Source organism: Gudongella sp. QWL-04 (assembly GCF_058683975.1).
This window is the reverse complement of sequence record NZ_CM178754.1, coordinates 2,015,525-2,039,665: the sequence shown is the minus strand read 5'-3', so window position 1 is coordinate 2,039,665 and position 24,141 is coordinate 2,015,525. Positions and strand designations below refer to the sequence as shown.

The following is a 24,141-nucleotide window of genomic DNA, read 5'->3' as shown; positions in this document are numbered from 1 at the left end:
GCAATATGAACGAAGGAAGAAAAACAATAAAAACTACATGCACTCTTGATTGCTGGGATTCCTGCTCCATGCTTGCCGAGGTAGAAAATGTAGAACTAATAAGTCTAAAGGGAGATCCGAGGAATCCGGTTACAGGAACTGCACTGTGTGAAAAAGGTTATAATCACATAAAAATGAGGACTCACCCTGAGAGACTTAAAACACCCCTGATAAAAAAGGATGGCATACTAGTGGAGTCTTCATGGGATGAGGCTCTTGATCTTGTTGCCTCCAAGCTGGATACATTAAGGAAGAATTACCCGACAACTGCGCTGATGTATATCACAAGCGCAGGCAATACAGGGATACTGAAGAGGCTTGACCAAAGGTTCTTCAATGCCTTCGGGGGAGTAACAATGCCGATCGGCAGCCTCTGTGCAGGTGCCGGGAACGAAGCACAGCGGTTTGACTTTGGCAGATGCCTTCACCATGAGCCTACAGATCTCCTTAATAGCAAGATGATAATACTTTGGGGGAGAAACCCCGTTGCCACTGGTCAACATATAGTGCCTTGGATAAAGAAGGCTAAAGAGAAGGGGGCATACCTAGTTGTAATAGATCCGCTCCATACTGAAACTACCAGGCTTGCTGACCTTCACCTTATGCCTAGACCTGGAACAGACGGAGCACTAGCACTCGCTATTGCTAATATTATCGATAACGAGGGTCTTTTAGATAGTGAGTACATCAAGAATAACACTCTCGGCTTTGAAGAGTTCAGAGAAGTATATAAGGGGTTTAACCCTGGCCTAACATCACAAATAACAGGTATCGATGAAGAAGAAATAATCAAGCTGGCAAAAGCCTACGGTAACAATAAGCCTGGGGCAATAATACTGGGCTTTGGAATACAAAGGTACTCAAACGGAGGGGATACAGTCAGGGCGATCGATGCCCTCGGTGCAATCACGGGAAGTATTGGGAGAAAGGGCGGCGGAGTAAGTTACAATAACCATGTCACGGACCATGTTTTTAATAAAGCCCCTCTTACTGCACCACTGCTGGCGGTTCACAAAAGGACATACAAAATCGCTAGGCTCTCAGAGGAGATAAATACATTAAATGATCCACCTATAAGATTCATATACACAGCCAGAGCAAATCCAATAACTCAGAATATGGACACAGAGAAGTTGGTTAAGGCATTTGAGTCAGTCGAATTTAAGCTCACCCTAGATATGTTCCTTACAGACACAGCCAAGCTGTCAGATGTTGTTCTTCCAGTAAACCATTTTCTCGAAGAGGACAACATCGTTATGCCTCCTTCAAATCACAGCTACATCAATTACTGCAATAAGGCTGTGGAACCTCCCAGAGGTGTGAAATCGGAGCTGGAGATATTAAATGAGCTTGCAGTAAGATTAGAACTTAAGGAATTTCCAATAAAGAAGGATCATGAGTGGTTTGAGGAAGCATTGGAGCCCTTACTTGAAGGGTATGCCGTAAGCATAGATGATCTAAAGCAAGCGCCTATAAGGGTTCCTGAGATCCTAGACATACCTTGGAGCGATAATAGCTTCCACACGCCAAGCGGCAAGTTTGAGTTCTATTCAAGCACAGCAGAGAAGGAAGGCTTCAATCCCATTGCTGAATACAGGGAGATAACAGTTAAGAGAAATAGTGAATATCCATTCTACCTTCTAACGCCGCACCTTAGAGGCTCCCTCCACTCCCAACAGTACATATTGATGGGAGATGATCATACTCCAACAGTATATATGAACGACTTAAGAGCTCATGAGCTTGGGATAGAAAAAGGGGAGCTAGTAAGAGTATCAACTGAGAAGGGTCAGTTGGAAGCTAAGCTTGCCATAGATCCTAAAATGCTACATGATAGGGTCAAAATGTATGAGGGTTGGTGGCTGCAGAGAGGCGGAGGAATAAACAGGCTTATACCAGAGGTAATATGCGATATGGGTCTCTTGGCAGCCTATTACGAAGTTGTTTGCAAAGTAGAAAAAATCCGTGTATAATAACCATTGTACTGATTATGGCAACTCAAGAACACATATTTAATCTTCGCTAATATCCTTAAGGAATATAAGAGGTGAGTATCGTGCAAAACAGAATGAAACTCCATACGATGCCAGTAGAAGAGGTCGAAAGACTATTAGCTAAAGGCCAGGTCGGAAGAATTGCTTCAATCGATCCTCAAGGCTATCCCTATATAGTGCCGGTTCATTTTGTATATTTCAATGAGAAAATTTACTTCCATGGACTACCTAAGGGGCAGAAACTAGATAATATAAGTCAGAATCCGAAGGTGGGCTTTGAAGTTGATGAAATGCTTAGCTTGATGAGCGAGGGAATTGAAGAACCATGTGACGTAAATACAGAGTATAACAGTATAATTATTTCAGGAACTGCTGAACCTGTATCAGATATCGAGTATAAGAAAAAAGTATTGCATAAAATCGTTGAAAAATATACCCCACACCTAAGTGGAAAAAATATACCTGAAAATATGATAAGGGGTACGGCAGTAATCGAAATAACTATAAATGAGTGTACAGGGAAATACTATAAATAACGATAACAGGTTCTCCGTAGTTAGAACACTATGGAGAACCAATGATTGAATATAGATTGGAGAAGTACCCAAGTGGCTGAAGGGTCCGCTCTCGAAAAGCGGTAGGTCGTTAACGCGGCGCGAGGGTTCAAATCCCTCCTTCTCCGCCAGAAAACCCGCGGTTTTCCTCAGTTTGAGGGAAGCCGTTTTTTTTCTTTGTGTGCAGAGAAGACTTGTTTTTCTTCATTATTTTCATCAAATCGAGTCGTTATTTTGGATCAACTCCTTTGGTGTTTCTACGACGAAATTCAATCCCTCGACCATAGCCTGAGCTGATGATATCTTTGAGGTATAGTCCAAATGCGCGTAAATATTGGCTGTGGTGGAGAAATCACTGTGTCCGAGCCAATCCTGAATCTGCTTCATTGGAACATTGTTGGCTAATAGGAGACTTGCACAGCTGTGTCGAAGATCATGAAAACGAATTCTTCTCAGCCCATGTTCCATCAAAAGTCTCGGAAAACCATCTGTTATATAGCTTGGGCGAAGCCTTGCTCCTAATTCATTGACACAAATATAGTCCAAGTAGTCTTTGCTGTAGGATCTGCCGCAAAGCTTTTGGTTGATTGCCTGCTGCTCTTTGGCCGCTAAAAGTTTCTCTTTAAATACTGGAACCAATGGTAGTGTCCTCATGCTGGACTTGTTTATCGTAGAGTCCGATGCGTGGATAATGTGTTTGCCATCAATCGTGAATGAGGTCACTGTGTGTTTGACGATCAGGGTATTGTTATTGAAGTCAATGGCGCTCCACTTCAGACCGATCACTTCACTTCTTCTCAGGCCATAGAAAGCGCCGAGCAGAACTGGAATCTCTAAATTAGTGCCTTTGGCCACCTGAAACAACTGATTTACCTCATTTCTGTCATAGAAACTGCCAACGAAGCGTTCCTGTCTTGGACGCTCGATCTTGCTGGCCGGATTAACGGGAATCACATCGATCTTCATCATATATTTCAAAGACCTATGGATAATGGTGTGATAATGAATCACAGTGCTGGCCTTCACCCGTTTCAACTGGAGGGTATAGAAATCCTGAATATCCTTGGGTTTGAGATCAACAAGTTTGATCTTTTTGTCTTTGAAATATGGAACAATAGGTGATTTGCACATGCTTGCATAGCTTGCGTAGGTAGTAAGCTGAATCGTATTTTTTGCTATCTCAAGCCAATGCCCCAAAAATTCATCGAAAAGCATGTCCTCCATCGAAACCGGTATATCCGGTTCGAAGGTCTTCCGGGTTTCCCGGAGCATTTCCTGTGCCCGTTTCTTATTTCCTTTTACGGGCAACTTCGTAGAAATCCATTTGCTCTTGCGCTTTCCTTCATGGTCTTTGTAAGTAAGTACAATATAGAAATAGCCGTTTTTTTCTTGCAGGTGTCCTGCTACCATTATAAAAAACCTCCTTTGTTTGTAGCTCCGATTACCTGCCGTTGACACTTAGAACGTATCATAGGCAAGTTGCTTCGTGCAATGTTGTGGAGGTTCAAATGGACGGCTGTTCATTTCCGACTCTGAGATACGATATGATGTGTGCTTTTGGGATTCGATAGTTACGCCCAATTTTGATAAAGGTCACGTCACCGTTTTTCAGGAGCTTATAACCTGTCTTGGTGCTGACACCAAGGATTTCACACATTTGATCGATATTCATGACGTCGGGATAATCTTTTAACATGAGGCTATAGGCGTCCTTGCTGGATAAAGTTGTGCTCATGAAAAAACCTCCCTTCATTTAATAAGAAACAGCCGCACCTGAATCAATGGTTCCGCTCATGTGGCGGGATTACCAGGTACGGCTGCTTTAGTTGATTCTGGTTCTTTGGATGGACCGGACAAGCGCTGGCTTACGCTCTCATAGGGCTTTCACATCCCTCCATTCTGATGGCGGGCCGTACTCATTGCCTGCGACGGTTTGATCACGCTCGGACTGTGACTATACGGAAGTATCATTATTTGATGCACAAGGTCATGGCCAGCCGATCTGCCAAGATCGACCTGCAGCAAGGGTATTTGTCGCTCTCTTCGTGAAACAAAGGTCATTGCGTACCTGCTGCCTGGCTTGTCCTTCCGGCTCATGCACCAAAGGTATCCGGTTCTCCTATATGAAGTTATCAAAGATCGATTTTATGAGAAGATAAAAGTCCCTCTCATAAGCCATGAGATTTGAAGGTCATTTATAAACCCTATGGGCTGACCGTTTCGTTCATACATGGCCAGCAGGAAAAAAGGCAGCATGGACAGCACCATCAAAAGAGCTGCCGTGCTGACACTCATGTGGGGTTTAGCAAGAAAAAACAGCGGGACGCCCAGTATGGCACCGCTGCCAAATGAAATCAGTTGACGCTTGGTGAGATTGAGCATCACCTTGGTTTTGATCTTGGTCAGATCCTTCGGTACAGGAACATAGGCCACAGGCTTTCCTCCTTTCGCTAAGTGGGCATTGAATATGGATTTGGTGAGAATACACTTCTGTCGAGTGGTTTAGATTCGAGAAAAACTGCTCACGATGAGCAATGCGCAAATGATATAATTGATTTGATATCAATGAATTTTTCCAGAATTTTTATCCTGATATTTAATAAAGTTGGTTGGGAGGTGTGCCATTGAGAAAAAAGACTGTGCTTATAGTTGTTTTGGGTATCCTAGTTCTAGTTACAGCTTTGTACGTTTCTCGGGAGAGTCGAGTCATCGGTGAAATTACTGGCGCAGAGTGGAACATCCTCACAATCGAAGAAACTGAATATCGGCAGATCAATGGCCTGGACTTTACAATTGCTGATAAGGGTAAGTATTTAGGCAAGGCAAAGTACAATGAATCAGCCGTTCGTCTCTATTCAGTAAAGGGTGATACAGAGGACAAGTACATCTATGCCTTTTGGGACTGGGAAGGATTTTTCTACGTTCTCAATGAGTAAATCCCACAAAATTCTTGGCCAGGCGTCCAAATGAAACTACAAAAGCATTGCGGTCAAAGTATCTTGACCGTATTTTCATGTGCGCATTTTCAAATAAGATTATCAGCTTCCCTCCTTTCGCTTAATGGGCATTGAAGATGGACTTGGCAAGACTTCCGGTCTTGAACAGGGTGAAGCAGAGCAAAACGGTATAGCCGAGGGTGGTCCATACGGCCTTGATGATGTCGGTTTCCGTGGCAATGTTCTGCACCAGGACGGCATAGATGCCGACACAGACCATGATGAGAAAAGCCTGAAAGGCCAGGGCCAAAAGGGAGCGAAGATAGTTCTGTCCCATACCGCCCCATTCCCGGTTGACCATGGTGGCCATGGGGATGGCCCCCACTGACGTGACCAGATAGATCTCGATCATGCGGCCATAGATGACCAGAAAGATGCAGATACTCAGGGCTTGCATGGTAAAGCCAATGAACAGGCTCTGAAACCAGAGTCCAAAGAGCGGACCCAGTTCCATGGCGGTCAGCCGCGTCTGAAGGTCTGCCACTGTGGTGGCCAGATCCACCGAGGCGTCTGCTGAGATGACGCCGGAAGCGCTGTTGACCACCGACTGTGCCATATCGAAGATGCCCATGACGATATCAAAGGTATGGGTGACCAGAAGAACGGCCACAAAGGTTTTAAAGATCCATTTGAAAAAGATCCAGGTATCGATGTCATGAAGATTATTCCGGTCGATGACCATTTGGATGAGCTCGTAGGTCATCACAAAGGCAAGGATCACGCCCGCGATGGGGATGATGACGCTTTCGGAGAGGCTGCGGATCATGGAAAAGACGCCGGCGTCAATCCCACTTGACCTGCGATTTCGCCAACCTGCTGGTTGACGTTATCAAACATCCCCGACAAATTTGTGATGATGCCTTCTACAAGCATCGTCTTCAGCCATTCGGTGATTTTGTCGAGTATGCTTTCCATCGCTTTCTACCCGATTAACCGAACAGACCGGAAAGCAGCGGCACCAGTACGATACCGATGAGGGCGACACCGCCGCCTGCCATGAGCTGCTTCATGCCCTGGGATTTGGCACCGGGGTTATCGTTGCCGTAGCCTTCGAGAAGGTTGATGACGCCCCAGATGGCAAGGCCCGCACCGAGAGCGACGACGAGGGTTTGAAGTACATCTACTGCACTGTTAAAGAATTCCATTGATTGACCTCCATTAATTTAAATTTTGAGATGAAAAAAGCCGCTCATTCGGCGGCTTCGGGTTCGGCGGACAGATCCATGTGATAGACCTCATAGATTTCATCCGGCTTGGGCTTAAGACGGGTGGACAGGTACTTTTCGATGTTGAAGGCGTTTCGCGGGTCCGCATCGGAGAGGTACTTGTAGTTGGGGTGTTTGGTGATGTCATACTTGTTTGAGAGAAAAGGCCGTACCCCGCGCAGCTGCAAAATACACTTGCCGCCGTCCAGCACGGCCAGTTCATCGATGCTCATCAGCTCCTTTCCGAGTTTCTGGTAGTTCAGACTGTGGGAAACCTCACGGCCTCGGCTTTCCCCGGTGTTGAAGGTGTCAATGGTTTCTTTCCCAAGGGTTTCTGAAAGCTCTTTTAATGTGGTGCGCTCCTTGCCGCCCAGAAAGATTGTGCTGTCCATATTGCCGATGATGGTGTCGCAGTGATCCTTATAGAGAGCCTTCAGCTGGGACTGAGCCTGCAGCACCAGACAGGCCGAGATCTCCCGGCTTCGGATGGTGGCTACCAGCTTTTCCAGCTTGGGAATTTGACCTATATTCGCCGCCTCATCAATGAGACAGCGCACATGCACAGGCAGACGTCCGCCATAGACGTCATCTGCCTTGTCGCATAGCAGATTGAAGAGCTGCGTATAAGCCATGGAAACCAGGAAGTTGAAGGTGTCGTCCGTGTCGCTGATATTATGTTAATATTCGATAAATCTGGATGTTAACATACGTTGCTTGCCGCAACGAGTAGCTTATCTTACGATAGTGGTAATTAATAAGAAGGAGGCTATCTCTGATGTTAAATGAGAACATTAAAGCAATCAGAAAATCAAAAGGACTTTCGCAAGAAGAATTTGCTATTAAGCTGAATGTGGTGCGACAAACCATCTCTAAATGGGAGAATGGATTGTCGGTTCCTGATGCCGATATACTAATCTCGATATCGGATGTGTTGGAAGTACCCGTAAGTACATTGCTTGGTGAAACTGTTGTCGAGGCGAAAGTTGATGACTTAAAAGCAATTTCCGAAAAACTAGAGATTATTAACTTGCAACTTGTGCAAAGGAAGATAATGCGACAAAGAATCTTTCAGTGGGTACTTATATCAATTTGTGTGTTTATAACCATAACTTTTGCAGGGTTAATAGTATTAGATAGCCCTTACTTAGGCTGGGATTATAGTAATCCTGAAAATGCCGTTATAGGAGTTGCTTTTCATGTGTTTGAATGGCTATTTGTCAGATTAGCACCAATTATTCTTACAGGAGCAATCGTTGGACTATTATTTTTACGCAAGAAGGGATAAAGAATAACGGGAAGCTCAGACTCTGAAATTTCAATTTATAGGAGCACTGAAGGAAATCTGATCTTTATTTTAAGTTTTGAGATGAAAAAGGCCGCTTATTTGGCGGCTTCAGGCTCATTGTACAGATCCACGTGATAGACATCATAGATCTCATCCGGTTTTGCTTTGAGACGGGTAGACAAGTACTTCTCGATGCTGAAGGCATTACGCGGGTCCGCATCCGAGAGGTACTTGTAATTCGGGTGCTTCGTTATGTCATACTTGTTTGAGAGAAAAGGCCGTACCCCGCGCAGCTGCAAAATACACTTGCCGCCGTCCAGCACGGCCAGTTCGTCGATGCTCATCAGCTCCTTTCCGAGTTTCTGGTAGTTCAGACTGTGGGAAACCTCACGGCCTCGGCTTTCCCCGGTGTTGAAAGTGTCGATGGTCTCCTTCCCAAGGGTTTCTGAAAGCTCCTTTAATGTGGTGCGCTCCTTGCCGCCCAGAAAGATCGTGCTGTCCATATTGCCGATGATGGTGTCGCAGTGATCCTTATAGAGAGCCTTCAGCTGGGATTGGGCCTGCAGCACCAGACAGGTCGAGATCTCCCGGCTTCGGATGGTGGCTACCAGCTTTTCCAGCTTGGGAATTTGACCGATATTCGCCGCCTCATCAATAAGGCAGCGCACATGCACAGGCAGACGTCCGCCATAGACGTCATCTGCCTTGTCGCATAGCAGATTGAAAAGCTGCGTGTAAGCCATGGAGACCAGGAAGTTGAAGGTGTCATCGGTATCGCTGATGATGATAAACAGCGCCGTCTTCCGATCACCCAGGGCATCCAGTTCCATTTCGTCATAGGCCGTCAGGTCTCTGAGCTCCTTGATGTCAAAAGGTGCAAGACGGGCACCGCAGCTGATGAGGATGGATTTGGCGGTTTTTCCGGCAGCCAGCTTATATTTCTTGTACTGCCGGACTGCAAAATGCTCAGAGTCACGTTCCTCCAGAGCGGCGAACATCAAATCCACCGGGTTCTGAAAGGCCTCGTCGTCCTCGCGGACTTCTGAGGCATTGATGAGCTCGATGAGGGTCGAAAAGTTTCGCTCGCTTTCCGGTGCTTCATAATGGATATAGCCCATGAGCGCGGTATAGAGCAGGGTCTCCGCCTTGACCCAGAAATCATCTCCGGCTTTGCCTTCACCTTTGGTGTTGGCGATGAGGGCCGTCACCAGCTTGAGGATGTCCTTTTCGCTCTTGATGTAGGCAAAGGGGTTGTAGTGCATGGATTTGCTGAAGTTGATGGTATTGAGGATCTTGATCTTGTAGCCTTCCCGTAGGAGAAGCTGTCCGCATTCCACCACGACGCTGCCCTTGGGATCGGTGATCACATAGCTGGAATGACACTGCATGAGATTTGGTTTGAGCCAAAACCGCGTCTTGCCAGATCCGGAACCACCCACCACCATGACGTTTTTATTACGTGCCAACCGAGGGTCATTGGGCCGATTGTTCATGGTCAGGCGCTCCGTCTCCGTGAGGATGACGTTGTTGCGAAAGGTTGGATCGATAAAGGGTTTGATGTCCTCGGGTCTGCCCCAGCGGGCTGAACCGTATTCGATGTTTTTACGGTACTTCTTGGCGTTCCTGCCTTTCACATAGACTGCCAGCTTGATACCGACAGCGATCACAATGCCCAGGATTAAATCCTGCGGAAGCAGGCTCGGCCAGGGGGACTGGATAGCTAAAGCAAAGCCGTCCAAGAGATGCAATATCTTCTGAGAAAGATCTAATCCGTAAGAAAAGCGCCAGGCTTCACCAATCTTGGTCGCACCTAGCGTTATTAGAACATAGGGGAGGTTTAAAAGGAGCATCCGCTTGATTTTTCCTGTCATCGCGTCAGCTCCTTGTCTTTGTTTTTCACCCGGTCCATGACCTTGGACTGAACCAGGAGCTTGAATTTGGCAAGCTGCTCCAGGATGGAAGGCTGCTTGTCCTTCTTGATGACCTTCGCCGTGTATTCTGTGAAGGCAGCAGTGAGGGCATCAGCATCCCGGGCTTTGAAGAAGACCAGATATTTGGGCTTCTCTCCGGTGGTGTCTTTCTTGAGGGCATAGTCTACGCCATACTTTCTGGCAACCTGTTCAAAGGATTTGATGTTTTTATCCGTTATCTCAATGTTTGAGACTCCGGCATTCTGACCGATAAGCTCCTTCACGGTCTGCTTGCCATGGGGGATCTGCGGCGGACTGTCCCGGCTCTTCTTCATTTCAGCCAATAGCTTGATGAGTGCGGCCTTCAGTACACGACCGGTCATTCGGGTGGCACTGACTGCCAGGGCAACGGTCCTGTTTTCGACTTCTTCCTGCATGAAAAATTCCTCCTTTCATGGTTTGGTGAATTCAATTTACAAAAATACGTATCTTGCACATGGAATAAGTAAACTCGTAAAGCTCTGAAAGTTTTTAAAGCTCGGGTTCCGTGGACTTCTGTTTCGGTTTGCCCACATGCAGTTCGTCCTTGGGTTTGATAGGTATGGCAACGATGCGGCTGCCCATCTTCATGAAGATCTCAGGATCAGCAAATTTCTCTCGGTACTTCTCGGCCAGCTCAGGCGTTAGGGAATCAAAATCCTCTTCACCCAGCCCGCAGACGATAAAGGTTCCGGCGATGATGTTGTAGTCCTCAAGCTTTCGGTTAAGAGGGAGGCCGATGAGCTTGCCTTCTTCATGACAGACAATAGCAACTGGGTCATCATAGGGATAGACGGCTTCGATGTAACCGCCGACAACCTGCTGCAGGGAGTTTAGGTCACCGGTGATACTGGCCATACGGGGTGCTTTTTCAGGTTCAACAATCAATACGTCCATAGATTTCTTCTCCTTTTCTGTTTTTGAAATTGCACAAAATATTCCTTTTTTCCTATGTTACGCGCAAAAGTAGGAATGGATTTTTCTGTTGTCTGGTAGGGTTTTTCTGACCGTCGCGTTTAACGGTCAGGATGCCACTTAATGAAAAAACCACCTTTTCAGGTGGTTTGGAATAGAAGTCATATTTCTGATAGCTTTATTCACTAATAATAATCAAGGTTGAAAACCAAAATCTGCTTTCATGGTGGATAATTAATTGAAGCTTAGCTGTTGTCATTTGACCTACTGGTCGAACTGGTTATCACCGTAGATTGACTTAAGATACGCTTCAAGCTTGGATGGATCTGTTCCAAAGTCCTTCACATCATGACCCAGAGTTTGAGAAGCTTCATCTGCTGTCAGCCGAAATGTACTTTCACCATCGGTGATTTCAACATAGTCCAGATTCTTGATTAAGCCAAGTAGCTCTGTGGCGTAAGGTGAGTAGATATTCGTTTCAAAATCCATGATCGCGTCAGTATAAATAACTCTTAAACCATAAGGTTTTTCCGAAGTTTTCAGCTCGAGGGTATAGTCCCCTGCGAATTCAAGCCCAGTTTCTTTGACCAGTCGACTAACTCCTGAGTTATCACCCAGATAATCCAGGCGAAGCTTATATAAATTGGCTGCGCCGTTTCGCCACGGTACTGGATCGATAAACAGCAGTGGATCTGTGGATGTTGTTAACTTATAATCCGCTTTCTGGCCATTCACTAGAACCTCAAGTTGAACCTTTGCTGTGGTAGAATAGTCCACCTGGTAAATATGATAATCTGTTGATCCAGTTATTTCAGAATCGTTGTATTCAACTCGCAATGATTCCTTAAAGAAATTTTGGAAACCAACAGCTGCCACGCTGACATCCTTAGAAAGCCCAGTTCGATAGACGATATAGTTCGATCGATTCAGATTACTTGATTTATCTTTTGGATACTGGTACTCCAGAACATAAATTCCTGTGCCGGATGCATCGCAACTTTTGAGCCAATCCGATACGACCTTGTTTTCTGCAAAGTCCTCAATACGCATGCCATCCACTGAACCAACGCTGGTCGGATGGCCGCTGCGGAAGCTGGCAAGCCCGAAAACAAGAGTGGATATGATTAGAACGGGAATAAGAATGACGGCCACCAATATCTTGCCCAGCCCATTGTCTTTACGCTTTGGGAGGGTAGGGATCATTGCATCTGCAGGAACGGGTTCTCCGCAATGAGCACAGTTTTGCCAACCGGAAGCAATCGCTTTACCGCAATTAGTACACTTAGCCTTTAAGCTCGTTCCGCATTTAGGGCAAGAGGAGTATTCTTCAAGGATTGGGGCCTTACAATTGGGACATTCAAAACTATTATAATCTGATCTAACCACCAGGTAGATGATTAAGCCAATACCTGATGGGGCCAGAGCCGCAATCAAAGTCCAAAGAGCTGCATTCATCCCACGGCTGTTAGCATCCCGATATACATAGACTCCGATGAGGATGGGGAGCACGAGAAACAGTGCTACGACAAAAATTAGGTAAAAAGATGCTGCATACATTTATCCATCTTCCTTTCTGATTTAGGCATTGAGTGCAAAGGGTACGGCAGAGGCTTTGCCGTAACGGTCAATGAGTTTTTTGGTAAGCAGGACAGTCAATATTCCACTTGCCGACAGGTAAATTCCCAGGAATACGAGACAGATAACACTGGCTAGCATGGAGTATGGGGCCAGCGCAAGCGCCAGAAGAGCAAGGCTGATCAGAAATAGATTGGACGCCGCGGCAAAAAGGAACATGCGCCGAACTTCACGGCGTTTTTGAAAAACAGCATTGAGCATCTGTTCAGTGAGTCTTGGTGGTTCGTATTGTTCAAAATCATAGCTCAATTTCATCGTTGATCATCTCCTTCAACAGCAGTCTGGACTTACTCAATCTGGACTTGACGGTACCTGGGGGAATATTTAAAATCGCTGCGGTTTCACCGATGTCGAGCTCTCTGAAATAGTACAAGACTACTGTCAGTCGAAGTTTTTCAGGAAGTCTTTTCACCGCAGCATGAAGGTCACTAAAGTCCTCTTTTTCTTCCGTGGCAGCTTTTTCAAGTACTGCGTCCTTCGCCTCCTGAGAGTCAAATAGGTCGAAGATCAGGCTGAGTTTTTTCTTTCGCAACTGATCCTTGTAGGTGTTAACGCATATCCGTGTCAGCCAACCTTCAAATTCATACTCAGGGTTGTAGTGGTCAAATTTTTGATGGGCCTTCAGCCAGGTCTCCTGGTACAAATCATCGGCATCATCAGGGTTTTGGCACAGTGTCCGACATAGACCATAAAGGCGCCTTCCATGTTTTTCTATGTAATCATCGAGCACTTTACCACCTCCCTTACTAACATATACGAATGCCGACACCAAACGGTTCATTCATTTTTGATTTTTTGTTTATATTTTTTGTTCAGAAGATGGATATCAGGATAAAAAAGAACTGCCGGCCTCTTTGCGGCAGTTCCTTAAGATGCATTAGCCCTTCCTTCTTACTCATTAATGATTACCTTAGATCAACCTCAGTGATATAGTAATCTTTTCCGTCATACACTCCAGCGCGGATCTTCAGCCCGCCAATGGATGTATCCAGACGCGCTGAGATCCGTTGCGTCATATCATTAAAAATGGTATCAACCTGCAAAGTATCAAGGACGGGTGGATCCCAGGATAAATCAACAACATATTGGTTCTGGCTTAGGCGAGTGGTCACGTCACGCTCGAGAAGTCCCGGTGAATTGTACTCCTCAAAGATATTGACTCTGTATTGCAGATCATCAAAGTCTTTACCAAATGCTTCAGATATGACTTTACGAAGATAATCTGTACAGCGGGCAGCCGCATATCGATCGATACGGTCCGCTTCATCCAGAGTCGAAGTGAATATTATTTCAGGCTGACTCTGCGAAGATATCCTGAATGAAAATTCCTTGCGCTTATAGTCGTAGCTTGAACTTACAATCTTAAAATCTTCATCATAACTTGTTTCATATGCCTTAATGATTGCTCTTTGCTGGCTGAATCGCTCAATGATGTTACCTGAAAAAGTCATATAGAAATAGAACACGAAGGCAAGTGCAGTAAGGAGAAGAAATCCTATAACACCAACAAGTCGCTTCGTTCTCTTTTTCATTTTTCAGTTCTCCTTTCTAAATTATTTTTCTAATAGCAACATATTCTTCCGTATTTATAAGTATTATATTACACCCATTAAGGTATAGGTTAATATAGTTACAAATAGACTCATGACAGGCAAGCTGGAGATGTCACAAAGACTAAACGCAGAGCTATTTTGCGGCATTTTGACCGTGTCTCTTAACGGTAAGAATGCCGCTTAGGGTGGTTGCCGGGATGCGATGGCAATGTCATTCTTCACAGCAACTTCGAATGAAGATGCTTCAATATTTGAATTCCTGAGTCAGTATTTATTTTTGTGCGCACTTCCAGAGTGCCATAGGGTGGTTTCGAATACGTTCTACGATTTCGGTTGATTCAAAAAGCAGCTCCGGCTGATATGTCTTATTCCTAAAGGCATCCAGGAATTCCTGTTCGTTTTCCTCAAGCTTTAGAAGCGATTCAAGCCAGGCCTTGACTTGCATCTGAGCAGTCTTAAGATCAAATTTCTCTTTGTTTCGTAATACAGGATAAAGGTCTGTCTTGATACGATTCTGAGTGACTTGATCGATCGTGTTAAATTGGAACTCAAAAGGCGGAGATTCCGCGCCTATCGCGCTGTAAAAAACAACACACTTCCTGAGCAGGGGCTCCTCTGATTCATCAATCAACCCAAATTTCACCAGGTTATAAATGTCATAAAGATCTCGTGGTGCCGTTCGATTGATCAAAGCAACGATTTTACTTGCAAATATTTCGATGGGGGCCACACTAAGAACAGAAACTCCAATTGGTTCCCAGGAAGATTCAAAATGTCTTTGTTCAGTTTCAAGAACATGACAGCGAAGCATATAGTTGATTTCAACCTTAATGTTATCCTTCATGCCTCCTGAATTTGAGTATTCATAAACAAAAGAATCAAGAGCATGGTATTGCTTCGATTTGGGACTTAACAAATAGCCGTTAGCTTTCATAAATTTTTCGATTCGGTCATTGATGATTGATCTTGTCGCCATCATTTCATCCCGAGTGACGTTTTTTGAAAAATCCAGATCAATATCAACAGACAACCTTGGCAAATTGAAAATTGTCAGGTTGATGGCCGTTCCGCCCTTTAGAGCCAAAGAGTTCCCTAGCAAAGCGTCATTTTCGAAAAACTTCAGTATATCAGTCAATCTGCAAACTTTCTCATATGTATCTCGCACAAAACCAAGTTCCTTAGCTTGTTTCCCCAACAATAACTTGTTCCACTCAGGCATTGAGATCAACCCCCTTACTGAGGATTGATTTAATATTCTCAGGGGCAAAAATCATCCAATCTTCATGTAGAACAAAGTGCTTGGAAAGGGCATCTTTTTCTGAATACAGATAACTTTTTGATTTAGGGATTTTGCTTCTGCAGTAATCAAAAAATGAGTTTGAAAGACCTAACTGTTCCGAAAATTCCGTGAGTAGGAAGCCGGATTTTTGATATAAATTCGCCTGCCCGTATTCATCAAGATAGGTTATCAACTTATCAGCTCGTAGTGCAGGGACCAGCAACAGACAGCGGAGTAGTTCTTCCAAACCACCAATTTTCTCAAAAGAATAGATACTATCGATGACAGTCCTTTCAAGATCTGTGACTCTGATTCCTGAATTGGTTGTAATCACTCCAGAATCAATTTTCGGAGAAACCTTGGTAAAGGTAATGCCATCAAAAGAAAAGTCAGTGAATCTGCTGGTTGTCGATACAAAGACCTCATGAAAAACTTGATTAGCATAACCATAGTATTCAAATGCACTGTGATGCGAAATATAAGCATCCTCAGCAATATGAGTTGCTATTAAATACCGGTTTGCGACAGGCTGCTTCGTTTCAAGACTGATTGCTGTATATAGATCTCTTCGAATTCGATCAATATATCCGTTTTTGACATAATCATTTAGTATTGAGTGTGCTGCTTTTTCGGTTCCAATTAGGTCAACAACATCTTGTCGTGAAAAACAACCCAACTCAATTAGCTTGTCTAAATATTTCATCACAACACCTCCGTTTCTATTATTGCACAAAACATTCCTTTTTTCCAATGTTTTGTGCAATTTCAGAAACGGCCATTTTTAAATATGCACGAAACATTCCTTTTTCCCAATGTTAAGCGCAAAATCAGGAATGGATTTTTCTATTATCTTGTAGGGTTTTTCTGACCGTGGCTTTTAACGGTCAGGATACCGCTTAAGGTGGTTGCTGGGATTCGATAGCGTTCAGCGATGGCAATGTCGTTTTTCACGACTTCGTCGATCCGAGAGCCACAGACTACGAGGACGTTGGAGCGTCTGAGGTAATCGAGCTCGATGTCCTGTCTGTCCTTATGCTCCTGGGGGATGCCGTCATCAATGAAGGTTGAAAGCATCAGGATGGGACAGATGGGATTGTAGCCAGCGTCGAAAACCTTCCGGCTGTATTTGGTTGCAATCTCTGTATTCTCAGTTGGATCAACGCCCCAGGAAGCTGAGATATATGCGAGAGGTCTCTTCATTTTGAGTAACTCCTTTCAGAAAAGATGAACTTTTGAATCAGTTTCTTTTGACCGGATGAAACTTTGAAATTTGATTATCGTGCTAATTTGATTTGCGAAACTTGCATTAAAATAAACCCCATCTTATTTGCCGGGCTTAATAAGGCTCCCTAGATCCTCGTAAAAGTGGGAACCTGCTCCGTAAAGATCATGTTTCACCAGCGCTGTGTAATAGCTATCGATGGTGGATGGGGCATTGAATAACGTTGTCAGCAGATATTTCTTGATATTCCGGATGAAGGTGGTGTTTTTATCCAGGCATTCAAAGACATATTCGATGTGGGTGCTGTCGATGCGCTGCAGCCGTTCCTTGACCAATGATGCAGGGTAATCATCCCCGGCAACGGTGATGTATTTTCGTTTGGAACAGAGGGTCTCCAACATCAGGTCCACGATTTCATCCAGACGATCTTTGTCATAACGCTGAACAATAAACTTGTATTCGATTTTCTCTTGGATGGACTCCTTGATGGAATGAACATCCAATCCAATCTCATCCTTCTCGATCGTGGCTTCTCTTGATGGATCAGGGATTGATGGATGTTTACTTAATCCCTTAGTCATTAATGGATCTTTATTTGTTTTCTTAGTATTTAATTGCGTTGGATTTCCCAACGTAGGTTTCTCCAACACTGGATTATCCAAGATTGGATTTTCCAACATTGGTCTTTCCAATACTGGCTTCTCCGATATAGGCTCTATGCTTTCTGTAGAATTTGTCGCCAGGTGAGGCTTTTCATAAATCGTGTAGTCTGTACCCTTAAGGTGACCAAACTCATTTCTCTCTCTGGTTCGGACGATGTATCCTGCCCGTTCCAGTTCACGGACTGCTTCCCGGATGGCATCGATACTCTCCCGGTTGATCATGGAAAGTCCCTTGAGGGTGTTGTCCCAGTCTTCCGGGAGTGAGAGCATCTGAGATAGAAGCCCTTTGGACTTCAGCGACAGATCCTTATTCTTCAGATGATGATTCGCCATAACGGTGTAATCCCTCGTTTTCTCAACTCGAAATACAGCCATCTGCATCCCTCCCTTCGTCCGGTTGAATAAAAAAAGCGCTTCGCATTGAAGCACTTCGGAGGGGAATTACCGTTCCTGTGATTGCTGGCGCTTCCGCGACCAGCCTTCCAGCAGCTTGATAATGGTTTCTTCCATCTGCTGGGGCGTATAGGATTTAGGAAAATACTTCTTGAGCTTCTCGCCTGTGAGCGTCACCTTGTCTAATTCACCTTTTTTGTCCTCAGACATGATGGCGGTCATAACATCAAAGGTCAGTTTGCCATCCTGGCTGTACTTCTTCAGGCGCTGAGCCTGAGACAAGGAAGGTGTAGCCTGCTCCATGTCTATGGCTTCCATCAGCTGGACCTGTTCATGAGGCATGAGGTAAGAGAGCTCTACAGCAGGATTGAATGCGATCTTCTTGGTATCGACCATATCTAGCAGCTCAGGAACTAGCTCGGTGAGACGAATAAAACGCTGTACATTTCTGGCACTATCACCGACACTATCAGCTAATTTCTCGTCAGCTCTTGACCTCGTGCCAATTTGGCCCAAAGTTAAATCATTGCGCTGTCCCTGATGTTTTATCGCTTCCAGTTTCAACTTGTAAGCATAGGCACGTTCACTGGGTAGAATATTTTCACGCTGAATATTGCTGTCAACCATGATAATGGTGGCAGCGTCATCGTCGAGATTGCGGACAATACACGGGAGCGTCTCCTTACCGGCCAACTCACTGGCACGCTTGCGACGGTGGCCGGAGATCAACTCATATCCACCATCTTCACGGGGACGGGCGATGACCGGCACCAGGACTCCGTGTTTGGTGATACTCTCGGCGGTCTCCAGCATAGATTCGTCATCTGTTACCTTGAAGGGATGATTCTTGAACGGATGCAAATCTGTCAAAGGAATATCGATGACCTTCTCCTGGGTTGCTTCGATCCTGGTTTCTTCGGTCTGAAAGATCTCATCGTAGGAGGTCAGATTTAGCTTTCTGTCGCTGGGTTTCAAGCTTCATCACCTCCTTCGTCAGATTTTTGTAGGCTTCTGCCACTTTACCCTTGGGATCATGGGCAAAGATACTTTTCCCATAGGAAGCAGTTTCTGCCGCCCGGACAGAGTGGGGGATGGCCGAGTCAAACACCTTCAGCTTAGTTCCGTAGGTTTCCCGTAAAAGAGCACTGATTTCCCTGGCGTCATTGGTCCGGCTATCTACCATAGTCAGCAGGATGCCGTCTATTTTCAACTTGGGATTGATTTGCTTGCGGACTTTGTTGATGGTTTGAAGTAGCTGCTCCAGACCTTTGGCGGATAGATATTGAGCCTGTACTGGGATTAGCACACTGTCAGCAGCTGCCAGTGTATTGACCGTCAGCATACCAAGAGAGGGCATACAGTCTATCAGGATATAGTCATAACCGGGTTTAATTTCATCAAGATACTGTTTCAGAATCTTTTCCCGGCTCATTACATTGACCAATGAGACCTCAAGTCCAGACAGTTCAATATTGGCGGGCACTAGATCAACACCTTCAGGATGATGCAAAATGCCTTCCTGGGGAGAAAGTGCTGTGTCATTCAAAGTCTTTCCTAAGACAGAGGAGAGTGTCACTGGCAGTTGATCCGGTTGAGAATGACCCAAACTAATCGTCAGGCTACCCTGAGGATCGCAATCTACAAGCAAGACCTTCTTGCCTTCAGTGGCCAATCCGATGCCCAGATTGGTGCAGGTGGTGGTCTTGCCGACTCCACCTTTCTGATTGGCGATAGCGATCACATTACAGGGCAAGGAAAATCACCTCCGATCCGATTCAAAATTCCTGTCAGGAATGAGGACAGGAAGCAGCTGTAAAAAATGATGGGCCTCTGTTCCATGACAATTTGGCAGTCGATCTCTTCAGGCATCTGGCTGCCCATGATCTCGTACATCATCCCAAGGAAAACAGCGAATTGCTCATCATCCGTGATGGAATGCATGTAGAAAAGGGTATCGACGAATTCGCCCAGGCTATCAAGATCATCAAATGATCCAGATACAACCTCGGCAAAAGCTTCGCCTTGCTGCTCAGCTACTTGGCAGACTTGTCTGTAGCGTTGATTAAAGGTTTCTTTCATGGCGACCTCCTTAAATTTTGGCAAAATAAAACCGCCACACCAGGTGACGGCTTGAATAGCATTGATTATTGTTAATCCTTGCTTTTGAAAATCTTCTTGATTTGTTCTTCTCCATATTTTGAAGGAATGCGTGCCTTCATGAATTCGGGACCAGATAGAAATTCAAGAAGCCACTCCTTGGGTACTAAGTAGCGATTTCCCATATCCAAGTGTTTAATTGCGCCCTTATTGATCCATTTCAGTAAGGTAGTGGTTGAATACCCGGTAAGGCTGGATAACTGATTGACACTGAGAACATCTGGATACTTGGATAGCTTCTTTAGATAATGAGCACTGATTCTTCGGATATTCGCAGGTGTCATCAAGAGATCCTTCTCATCAGGTTTACCATAGGTCTTGTACCATCCGGATGGGGCAGCATATCGTCCGGGATCTTTTTCTCTTGATTCCAAATACTCGATGACGTCCTCCAACTTGATTTTGTATTTCCTTGTTTTCTTGCCACTGCTCACACAGGGGACAAGACCGTTGTCCAGCAAATGGGCAGCGGTTTTTTTGCTGATATTGCAGATTCTGTAAAACTGATCCTTGGTTATAATGGGCGGATACAGTTTAAAAAGGTACGTATATTTGTTCTTTTTCTTCATGGATTTCACCCTTTCTTTTTTGACTGTCAACGGCAGGTGAACCATGATTTTTATTGATAAACGATAAATAATGGGTTTCAGTTCTCTCCTGAGAATTATCATAAAACCGGAGCGCCTTATGCCCCAAGTGTTTCAGTTCTCTCCTAGTTCTCTCTTTTTTCCAAAAAAGTGCTCTTTTTTGCCCAAAATCGGGGGTATCCGGCAAGCATTCGAACCCAACGGTTTCGGGGCTTTTTTGGACTTTCGAATCGGTGCAACCCTTGATATGACTGCGTTTTACGTTTTTCTATCTTCTATCAAGATCCGCTAAATTCCACTTGGTTATGAATGGAGGGAACGTCTCGAAAAGCGGTAGGTCGTTAACGCGGCGCGAGGGTTCAAATCCCTCCTTCTCCGCCAGATATTAAAGCACAGTTGTCTACTGAGATAACTGTGCTTTAATTTGTTTTTGATTTTTGAACATTGCCATTTGATATAAATAAAAAACCTTAAAAAATCAAACTTCTCTGCCGATTAAAGGTCATATTGTCACGCTTGTGCCAAACTAAAAAAATATGTGTTTATCGATAATTTGTTTTGATAAGATAATTCTAAGATATTAAAATATCAATAATTACAGAGGGGGTCAAGGGCAGTGAGAAAATTCAAAGACCTATTTAAGCGATTCATAGCGCTTACACTAGCAGCCACAATGATACTAAGCCTAAGTGCATGCGGTTCACAGGACACCACTAATGAAGCTGAGGAATTAGAACCAATAACCGTAGAACGGGAGCCTGAACCAGAGTCGCTTAAAGTAGCAAATGAAGCAACAACAGTTGCTCTTAGACAGTATATCTACGCCAGACTTGCGACGGAGAAATTTTTGACTTTAGATTCCTCATCGACGACAATGGAGGAAGTCTCAGATATTGTTGACGAGCTCCTGGTAATATGGGAAAATGCAGAGCAGTATTCACTGGCCGCAGAGGAGATTAGCAGCAAAGCAGAAAAAATTCTCGAGATATCAGTATCAAAACAAGAATCCTTGATTGGCAGACATAAGCTTCAGCTAATGAGCCTTGCGTCTATCCCTTCCGGACTTCAATTCTACGGCCTTGCAGCAGATCCAAAAAAACTTGGCTCGCAGATTTGGGCAGAAAATCTGACAAAACAATTTGATGCCCTGAAAGGAGCTCAGCTGTATAAACAGCTGGCTCAGCAGCTTGGAACAGATGCTAAATCTGCCTTTGAACAAATGCAGCTTGCCCAGAGTATTATTCATGGCCAAGCGACTGAGGATGCTGCATTCTGGGATAAAATGACCAAGGCTGCACAGGCAACAAAGACTGCCAGCAAAGTCGGCGTCTTCGTGGTGGGTACGATTGTAACCGGAGGAGGGAGCATAGCAGCTCTTGGAACCAGCAGCATGACACTTGGAACTACTGCGGGAGTAATCGTAGGCGGCACTGATTGCATTGTTGATATAGCAGCTACTGGCAGCAATATCATTCTAGGCGAAAACCATCAAGTGACGGTTGGTTTTGATGATGTGAAAGAAAAGCTAGCGCCTGTATCTGCAGTGGTAGGTCTTGCATCCTTTAACGCTGCTGAGACAGGAGAACAGCTTTCATATATTGGAGATACACTGGCGGACTGGTTTTTTGAGGGCAAGGTCATGGGAGTCAAGGTGGATGGCGGGACCGTAACTGCACGGATCTTCGACAGTGTAGGAGTTGAAGCGCTTAAATCAGCCTTAGAAACAGCTGGCTATGTTTTTCCCGAGACCTCTGAAAAACTTGAGGATATAATGCAGGAGCTGGGGATAGATCCACAGACAATAGAAGAGAGATTGAAGGTCCTGGACTCCAAACTGTCTGAGCTGGAAAATTCAGCCAGCAATGGTGGGGTAACAGGGAATCAACCTCCGGCTGATGAAGCACCTAAGGAAGAAGAACCCCAGATCCCGGGAGCATCCGGATTCGCAGTCGGGAAGTTAAGCTTATTAGGTACATACTCCATCGTCTCCACCAACAAGGATGGTGGAGACCGAGTTGCCGGATCTATAACCATTGGTGATAACGGCGATGGAAATATTATTTGGACTCATTTGGATGGAAGACAGCTGATACTCCCCTATGACCAGGAAAGCAGAAGAATAATAGGATCCAGTCAGGGAGTAAATGTTGATGTAACATTCGATCCATGGGATGAGGATGTGCTGGGAGTGGGAACTTCCGAAGAGACTATCTCGGGTACTTACCAAATGAGGATTTTATCTTTAACTAAGACCTCTGATTGATGAAAATTAGTAAGAATTTCGAATAAGCACCAGGGACGGACGGTTCCTGGTGCTTATCATTTATCTTTGTTTTCTGAATATTGGCATTTGAAATAAACTACAGATGGAGTATAATATGAATTAAGCGGCATATGTTATAAAATAGAAGGGGGAGAGGTTATGATTTTAGCAGATTTTTTGGTTGAGCAGTGGTTGAATCCTATGGATTCAAAGGCAGAACACAATTTAGGTACAAGCTGTGTAAGAGCAATGACTATGGATGAACTTTTCAGAGTTACTGGCCAGGACGAAGACAAGTTTTTGGAAGAAATGAGGACAGTCAGTCTTCACTACCACCATGGAGATTCTACAGGTTCTCCCAGAATAAAGAAAGCAGTTGCCGGAATTTACCCAAAATCAGACGTTTCACCAGATCACGTCATGATGGTTCACGGCGGTACTGGAGCCAATGATATAGTAATCATGGGCCTTCTTGAAAAAGGTGACAACATCGTAGTCGTAAAGCCTACATATCAGCAGCACTATGATATTCCAAAATCGATCGGTATCGAAACCAGGATAGTTCAACTTAAAGAGGAAGACGACTATCTGCTCAATATGGATACACTCAGAAAAACGGTTGATAAAAATACGAAACTCATAGCACTTTCCAATCCCAACAATCCTACGGGAGCGACATTATATGAAGACGGTCTTCAAGAACTCGCAGATATAGCTAAAAGTGTTGATGCTTATATTTTATGCGACGAAATCTATAGAGGTCTTGATGAAACCTATATGCCTTCTATACTTGACTTTGGGTATGATAAAGCGATAAGCGTAAGCAGTATGTCCAAAATGTTTTCAATGGCTGGAACTCGAATTGGCTGGATAATTACGAAGGATAAAGATGCTTATAGAAACTTTGAGAACAGAAGATCCTACAACACTATCTGCTGTGGACTGATTGATGAGACCATAGCAGCTATTGCACTGGAAAATTATGAAAAGGTATGGGAAAGAGCCAGAAATATACTCCTGCCAAATAAAGAGATAGTATATAACTGGGTAAAAACTCAGCCTCATTTAAGCCTTCGCGGAGATGCAAAGGGCACTACCTGCCTCGTTCGTTATGACTACAATATTTCATCCACTGATTTAGCCGTAGATGCAATGGAAAAAGCTAAGATACTAGTATGCCACGGAGCTTGCTTCGACGAGGAACCTGCATTCCGCATCGGATACGGCGGATATATAGATCAAGAAAAGCTAAAAGCGAGCTTAGATGCATTTAGCAGTTATCTTAAAACACTAGAGAACAGATAATCACAGCTATTTAAAAAGCAGATCCCTTAAAAATCGGATCTGCTTTTGTTTTCGATTAGTCACATGGTTGTAAAGCTAGTGTAGATTTGTTAGAATTTTCTTAGATTGCAATGTAAGTTAATGAACCTGCAATAATAATCACAGATCA

The 24,141-nt window shown here is 44.5% G+C and carries 27 protein-coding genes, 1 tRNA gene and 1 pseudogene; 7 read left to right on the top strand and 22 right to left on the bottom strand.

Annotated features, from left to right (window positions below):
- Positions 1-5: 5 nt before the first annotated feature.
- From AC4PHB_RS10140 to AC4PHB_RS10130, 3 genes are all read left to right on the top strand, one after another.
- Complete coding sequence (locus tag AC4PHB_RS10140; RefSeq protein ID WP_492136312.1) at positions 6-2,012, top strand: molybdopterin-containing oxidoreductase family protein; 2,007 nt, start codon at positions 6-8, stop codon at positions 2,010-2,012.
- Positions 2,013-2,107: 95 nt separating this feature from the next.
- The gene (locus AC4PHB_RS10135; RefSeq protein WP_492136311.1) at positions 2,108-2,569 is read left to right on the top strand and encodes a pyridoxamine 5'-phosphate oxidase family protein; all 462 of its coding nucleotides are present in this window, start codon (positions 2,108-2,110) and stop codon (positions 2,567-2,569) included.
- A 58-nt stretch (positions 2,570-2,627) separates the two neighbouring features.
- Positions 2,628-2,718, top strand: a tRNA-Ser gene (locus AC4PHB_RS10130).
- An 85-nt stretch (positions 2,719-2,803) separates the two neighbouring features.
- On the opposite strand, the gene AC4PHB_RS10125 is transcribed toward AC4PHB_RS10130, so the two are convergent.
- From AC4PHB_RS10125 to AC4PHB_RS10110, 4 genes are all read right to left on the bottom strand, one after another.
- The gene (locus AC4PHB_RS10125; RefSeq protein WP_492136310.1) at positions 2,804-3,997 is read right to left on the bottom strand and encodes a tyrosine-type recombinase/integrase; all 1,194 of its coding nucleotides are present in this window, start codon (positions 3,995-3,997) and stop codon (positions 2,804-2,806) included.
- 94 nt (positions 3,998-4,091) lie between these two features.
- Complete coding sequence (locus tag AC4PHB_RS10120) at positions 4,092-4,322, bottom strand: helix-turn-helix domain-containing protein (RefSeq protein WP_492136309.1); 231 nt, start codon at positions 4,320-4,322, stop codon at positions 4,092-4,094.
- A 149-nt stretch (positions 4,323-4,471) separates the two neighbouring features.
- The gene (locus tag AC4PHB_RS10115; protein ID WP_492136308.1) at positions 4,472-4,723 is read right to left on the bottom strand and encodes a hypothetical protein; all 252 of its coding nucleotides are present in this window, start codon (positions 4,721-4,723) and stop codon (positions 4,472-4,474) included.
- Between the two features lie 9 nt (positions 4,724-4,732).
- Positions 4,733-5,020, bottom strand: coding sequence for a PrgI family protein (locus AC4PHB_RS10110; RefSeq protein ID WP_492136307.1), 288 nt, complete (start codon positions 5,018-5,020; stop codon positions 4,733-4,735).
- A gap of 191 nt (positions 5,021-5,211) precedes the next feature.
- Between AC4PHB_RS10110 and AC4PHB_RS10105 the strand changes: the two genes are divergently transcribed.
- On the top strand, positions 5,212-5,523 hold the full coding sequence (locus tag AC4PHB_RS10105; protein WP_492136306.1) for a hypothetical protein: 312 nt from the start codon (positions 5,212-5,214) through the stop codon (positions 5,521-5,523).
- A gap of 121 nt (positions 5,524-5,644) precedes the next feature.
- On the opposite strand, the gene AC4PHB_RS10100 is transcribed toward AC4PHB_RS10105, so the two are convergent.
- The 3 genes and pseudogenes from AC4PHB_RS10100 to AC4PHB_RS10090 form a co-directional block, all read right to left on the bottom strand.
- Entirely contained in the window at positions 5,645-6,370 is a 726-nt protein-coding gene (locus AC4PHB_RS10100; protein WP_492137767.1) for a VirB6/TrbL-like conjugal transfer protein, CD1112 family, read from the bottom strand.
- A 142-nt stretch (positions 6,371-6,512) separates the two neighbouring features.
- The gene (locus AC4PHB_RS10095) at positions 6,513-6,728 is read right to left on the bottom strand and encodes a Maff2 family mobile element protein (protein WP_084234496.1); all 216 of its coding nucleotides are present in this window, start codon (positions 6,726-6,728) and stop codon (positions 6,513-6,515) included.
- A gap of 44 nt (positions 6,729-6,772) precedes the next feature.
- Positions 6,773-7,459: pseudogene (locus AC4PHB_RS10090) on the bottom strand (type IV secretory system conjugative DNA transfer family protein); the annotation flags it as partial.
- 104 nt (positions 7,460-7,563) lie between these two features.
- Between AC4PHB_RS10090 and AC4PHB_RS10085 the strand changes: the two are divergent.
- Entirely contained in the window at positions 7,564-8,073 is a 510-nt protein-coding gene (locus tag AC4PHB_RS10085) for a helix-turn-helix domain-containing protein (protein ID WP_492136305.1), read from the top strand.
- Positions 8,074-8,168: 95 nt separating this feature from the next.
- On the opposite strand, the gene AC4PHB_RS10080 is transcribed toward AC4PHB_RS10085, so the two are convergent.
- From AC4PHB_RS10080 to AC4PHB_RS10010, 15 genes are all read right to left on the bottom strand, one after another.
- A complete protein-coding gene (locus AC4PHB_RS10080; RefSeq protein ID WP_492136304.1) occupies positions 8,169-9,944 on the bottom strand; it encodes a VirD4-like conjugal transfer protein, CD1115 family in 1,776 nt (591 codons plus the stop codon).
- Positions 9,941-10,420, bottom strand: a complete 480-nt coding sequence (locus tag AC4PHB_RS10075; RefSeq protein WP_492136303.1) for a PcfB family protein — start codon at positions 10,418-10,420, stop codon at positions 9,941-9,943. The genes AC4PHB_RS10080 and AC4PHB_RS10075 overlap by 4 nt, the downstream gene beginning before the upstream one ends.
- Positions 10,421-10,514: 94 nt before the next feature.
- Positions 10,515-10,919: a DUF3846 domain-containing protein gene (locus AC4PHB_RS10070; RefSeq protein WP_492136302.1), complete on the bottom strand. Its 405-nt coding sequence runs from the start codon at positions 10,917-10,919 to the stop codon at positions 10,515-10,517.
- Between the two features lie 282 nt (positions 10,920-11,201).
- Complete coding sequence (locus AC4PHB_RS10065) at positions 11,202-12,494, bottom strand: DUF4825 domain-containing protein (RefSeq protein WP_492136301.1); 1,293 nt, start codon at positions 12,492-12,494, stop codon at positions 11,202-11,204.
- 21 nt (positions 12,495-12,515) lie between these two features.
- Positions 12,516-12,827, bottom strand: a complete 312-nt coding sequence (locus tag AC4PHB_RS10060; RefSeq protein ID WP_492136300.1) for a hypothetical protein — start codon at positions 12,825-12,827, stop codon at positions 12,516-12,518.
- On the bottom strand, positions 12,811-13,302 hold the full coding sequence (locus AC4PHB_RS10055) for an RNA polymerase sigma factor (protein ID WP_492136299.1): 492 nt from the start codon (positions 13,300-13,302) through the stop codon (positions 12,811-12,813). The genes AC4PHB_RS10060 and AC4PHB_RS10055 overlap by 17 nt, the downstream gene beginning before the upstream one ends.
- A 175-nt stretch (positions 13,303-13,477) precedes the next feature.
- Complete coding sequence (locus AC4PHB_RS10050; protein WP_492136298.1) at positions 13,478-14,104, bottom strand: hypothetical protein; 627 nt, start codon at positions 14,102-14,104, stop codon at positions 13,478-13,480.
- A 292-nt stretch (positions 14,105-14,396) separates the two neighbouring features.
- On the bottom strand, positions 14,397-15,344 hold the full coding sequence (locus AC4PHB_RS10045) for a nucleotidyl transferase AbiEii/AbiGii toxin family protein (protein ID WP_492136297.1): 948 nt from the start codon (positions 15,342-15,344) through the stop codon (positions 14,397-14,399).
- A complete protein-coding gene (locus AC4PHB_RS10040) occupies positions 15,337-16,107 on the bottom strand; it encodes a type IV toxin-antitoxin system AbiEi family antitoxin domain-containing protein (protein WP_492136296.1) in 771 nt (256 codons plus the stop codon). The genes AC4PHB_RS10045 and AC4PHB_RS10040 overlap by 8 nt, the downstream gene beginning before the upstream one ends.
- Positions 16,108-16,250: 143 nt before the next feature.
- Positions 16,251-16,604: a DUF7768 domain-containing protein gene (locus AC4PHB_RS10035; protein ID WP_492136295.1), complete on the bottom strand. Its 354-nt coding sequence runs from the start codon at positions 16,602-16,604 to the stop codon at positions 16,251-16,253.
- 123 nt (positions 16,605-16,727) lie between these two features.
- The gene (locus AC4PHB_RS10030) at positions 16,728-17,663 is read right to left on the bottom strand and encodes a DUF6017 domain-containing protein (RefSeq protein WP_492136294.1); all 936 of its coding nucleotides are present in this window, start codon (positions 17,661-17,663) and stop codon (positions 16,728-16,730) included.
- Between the two features lie 66 nt (positions 17,664-17,729).
- On the bottom strand, positions 17,730-18,656 hold the full coding sequence (locus tag AC4PHB_RS10025; protein ID WP_492136293.1) for a ParB/RepB/Spo0J family partition protein: 927 nt from the start codon (positions 18,654-18,656) through the stop codon (positions 17,730-17,732).
- Positions 18,613-19,422 (bottom strand): ParA family protein, encoded by an 810-nt coding sequence (locus tag AC4PHB_RS10020; protein WP_492136292.1) that lies wholly within the window; start codon positions 19,420-19,422, stop codon positions 18,613-18,615. Before AC4PHB_RS10020 ends, AC4PHB_RS10025 begins: the two co-directional genes overlap by 44 nt.
- Positions 19,419-19,760 (bottom strand): hypothetical protein, encoded by a 342-nt coding sequence (locus tag AC4PHB_RS10015; RefSeq protein WP_492136291.1) that lies wholly within the window; start codon positions 19,758-19,760, stop codon positions 19,419-19,421. Before AC4PHB_RS10015 ends, AC4PHB_RS10020 begins: the two co-directional genes overlap by 4 nt.
- Positions 19,761-19,831: 71 nt before the next feature.
- A complete protein-coding gene (locus tag AC4PHB_RS10010; RefSeq protein WP_492136290.1) occupies positions 19,832-20,407 on the bottom strand; it encodes a helix-turn-helix domain-containing protein in 576 nt (191 codons plus the stop codon).
- 634 nt (positions 20,408-21,041) lie between these two features.
- Between AC4PHB_RS10010 and AC4PHB_RS10005 the strand changes: the two genes are divergently transcribed.
- Positions 21,042-22,688: a hypothetical protein gene (locus tag AC4PHB_RS10005; protein WP_492136289.1), complete on the top strand. Its 1,647-nt coding sequence runs from the start codon at positions 21,042-21,044 to the stop codon at positions 22,686-22,688.
- A gap of 159 nt (positions 22,689-22,847) precedes the next feature.
- Positions 22,848-23,993 (top strand): aminotransferase class I/II-fold pyridoxal phosphate-dependent enzyme, encoded by a 1,146-nt coding sequence (locus AC4PHB_RS10000; RefSeq protein ID WP_492136288.1) that lies wholly within the window; start codon positions 22,848-22,850, stop codon positions 23,991-23,993.
- Positions 23,994-24,141 lie beyond the last annotated feature (148 nt).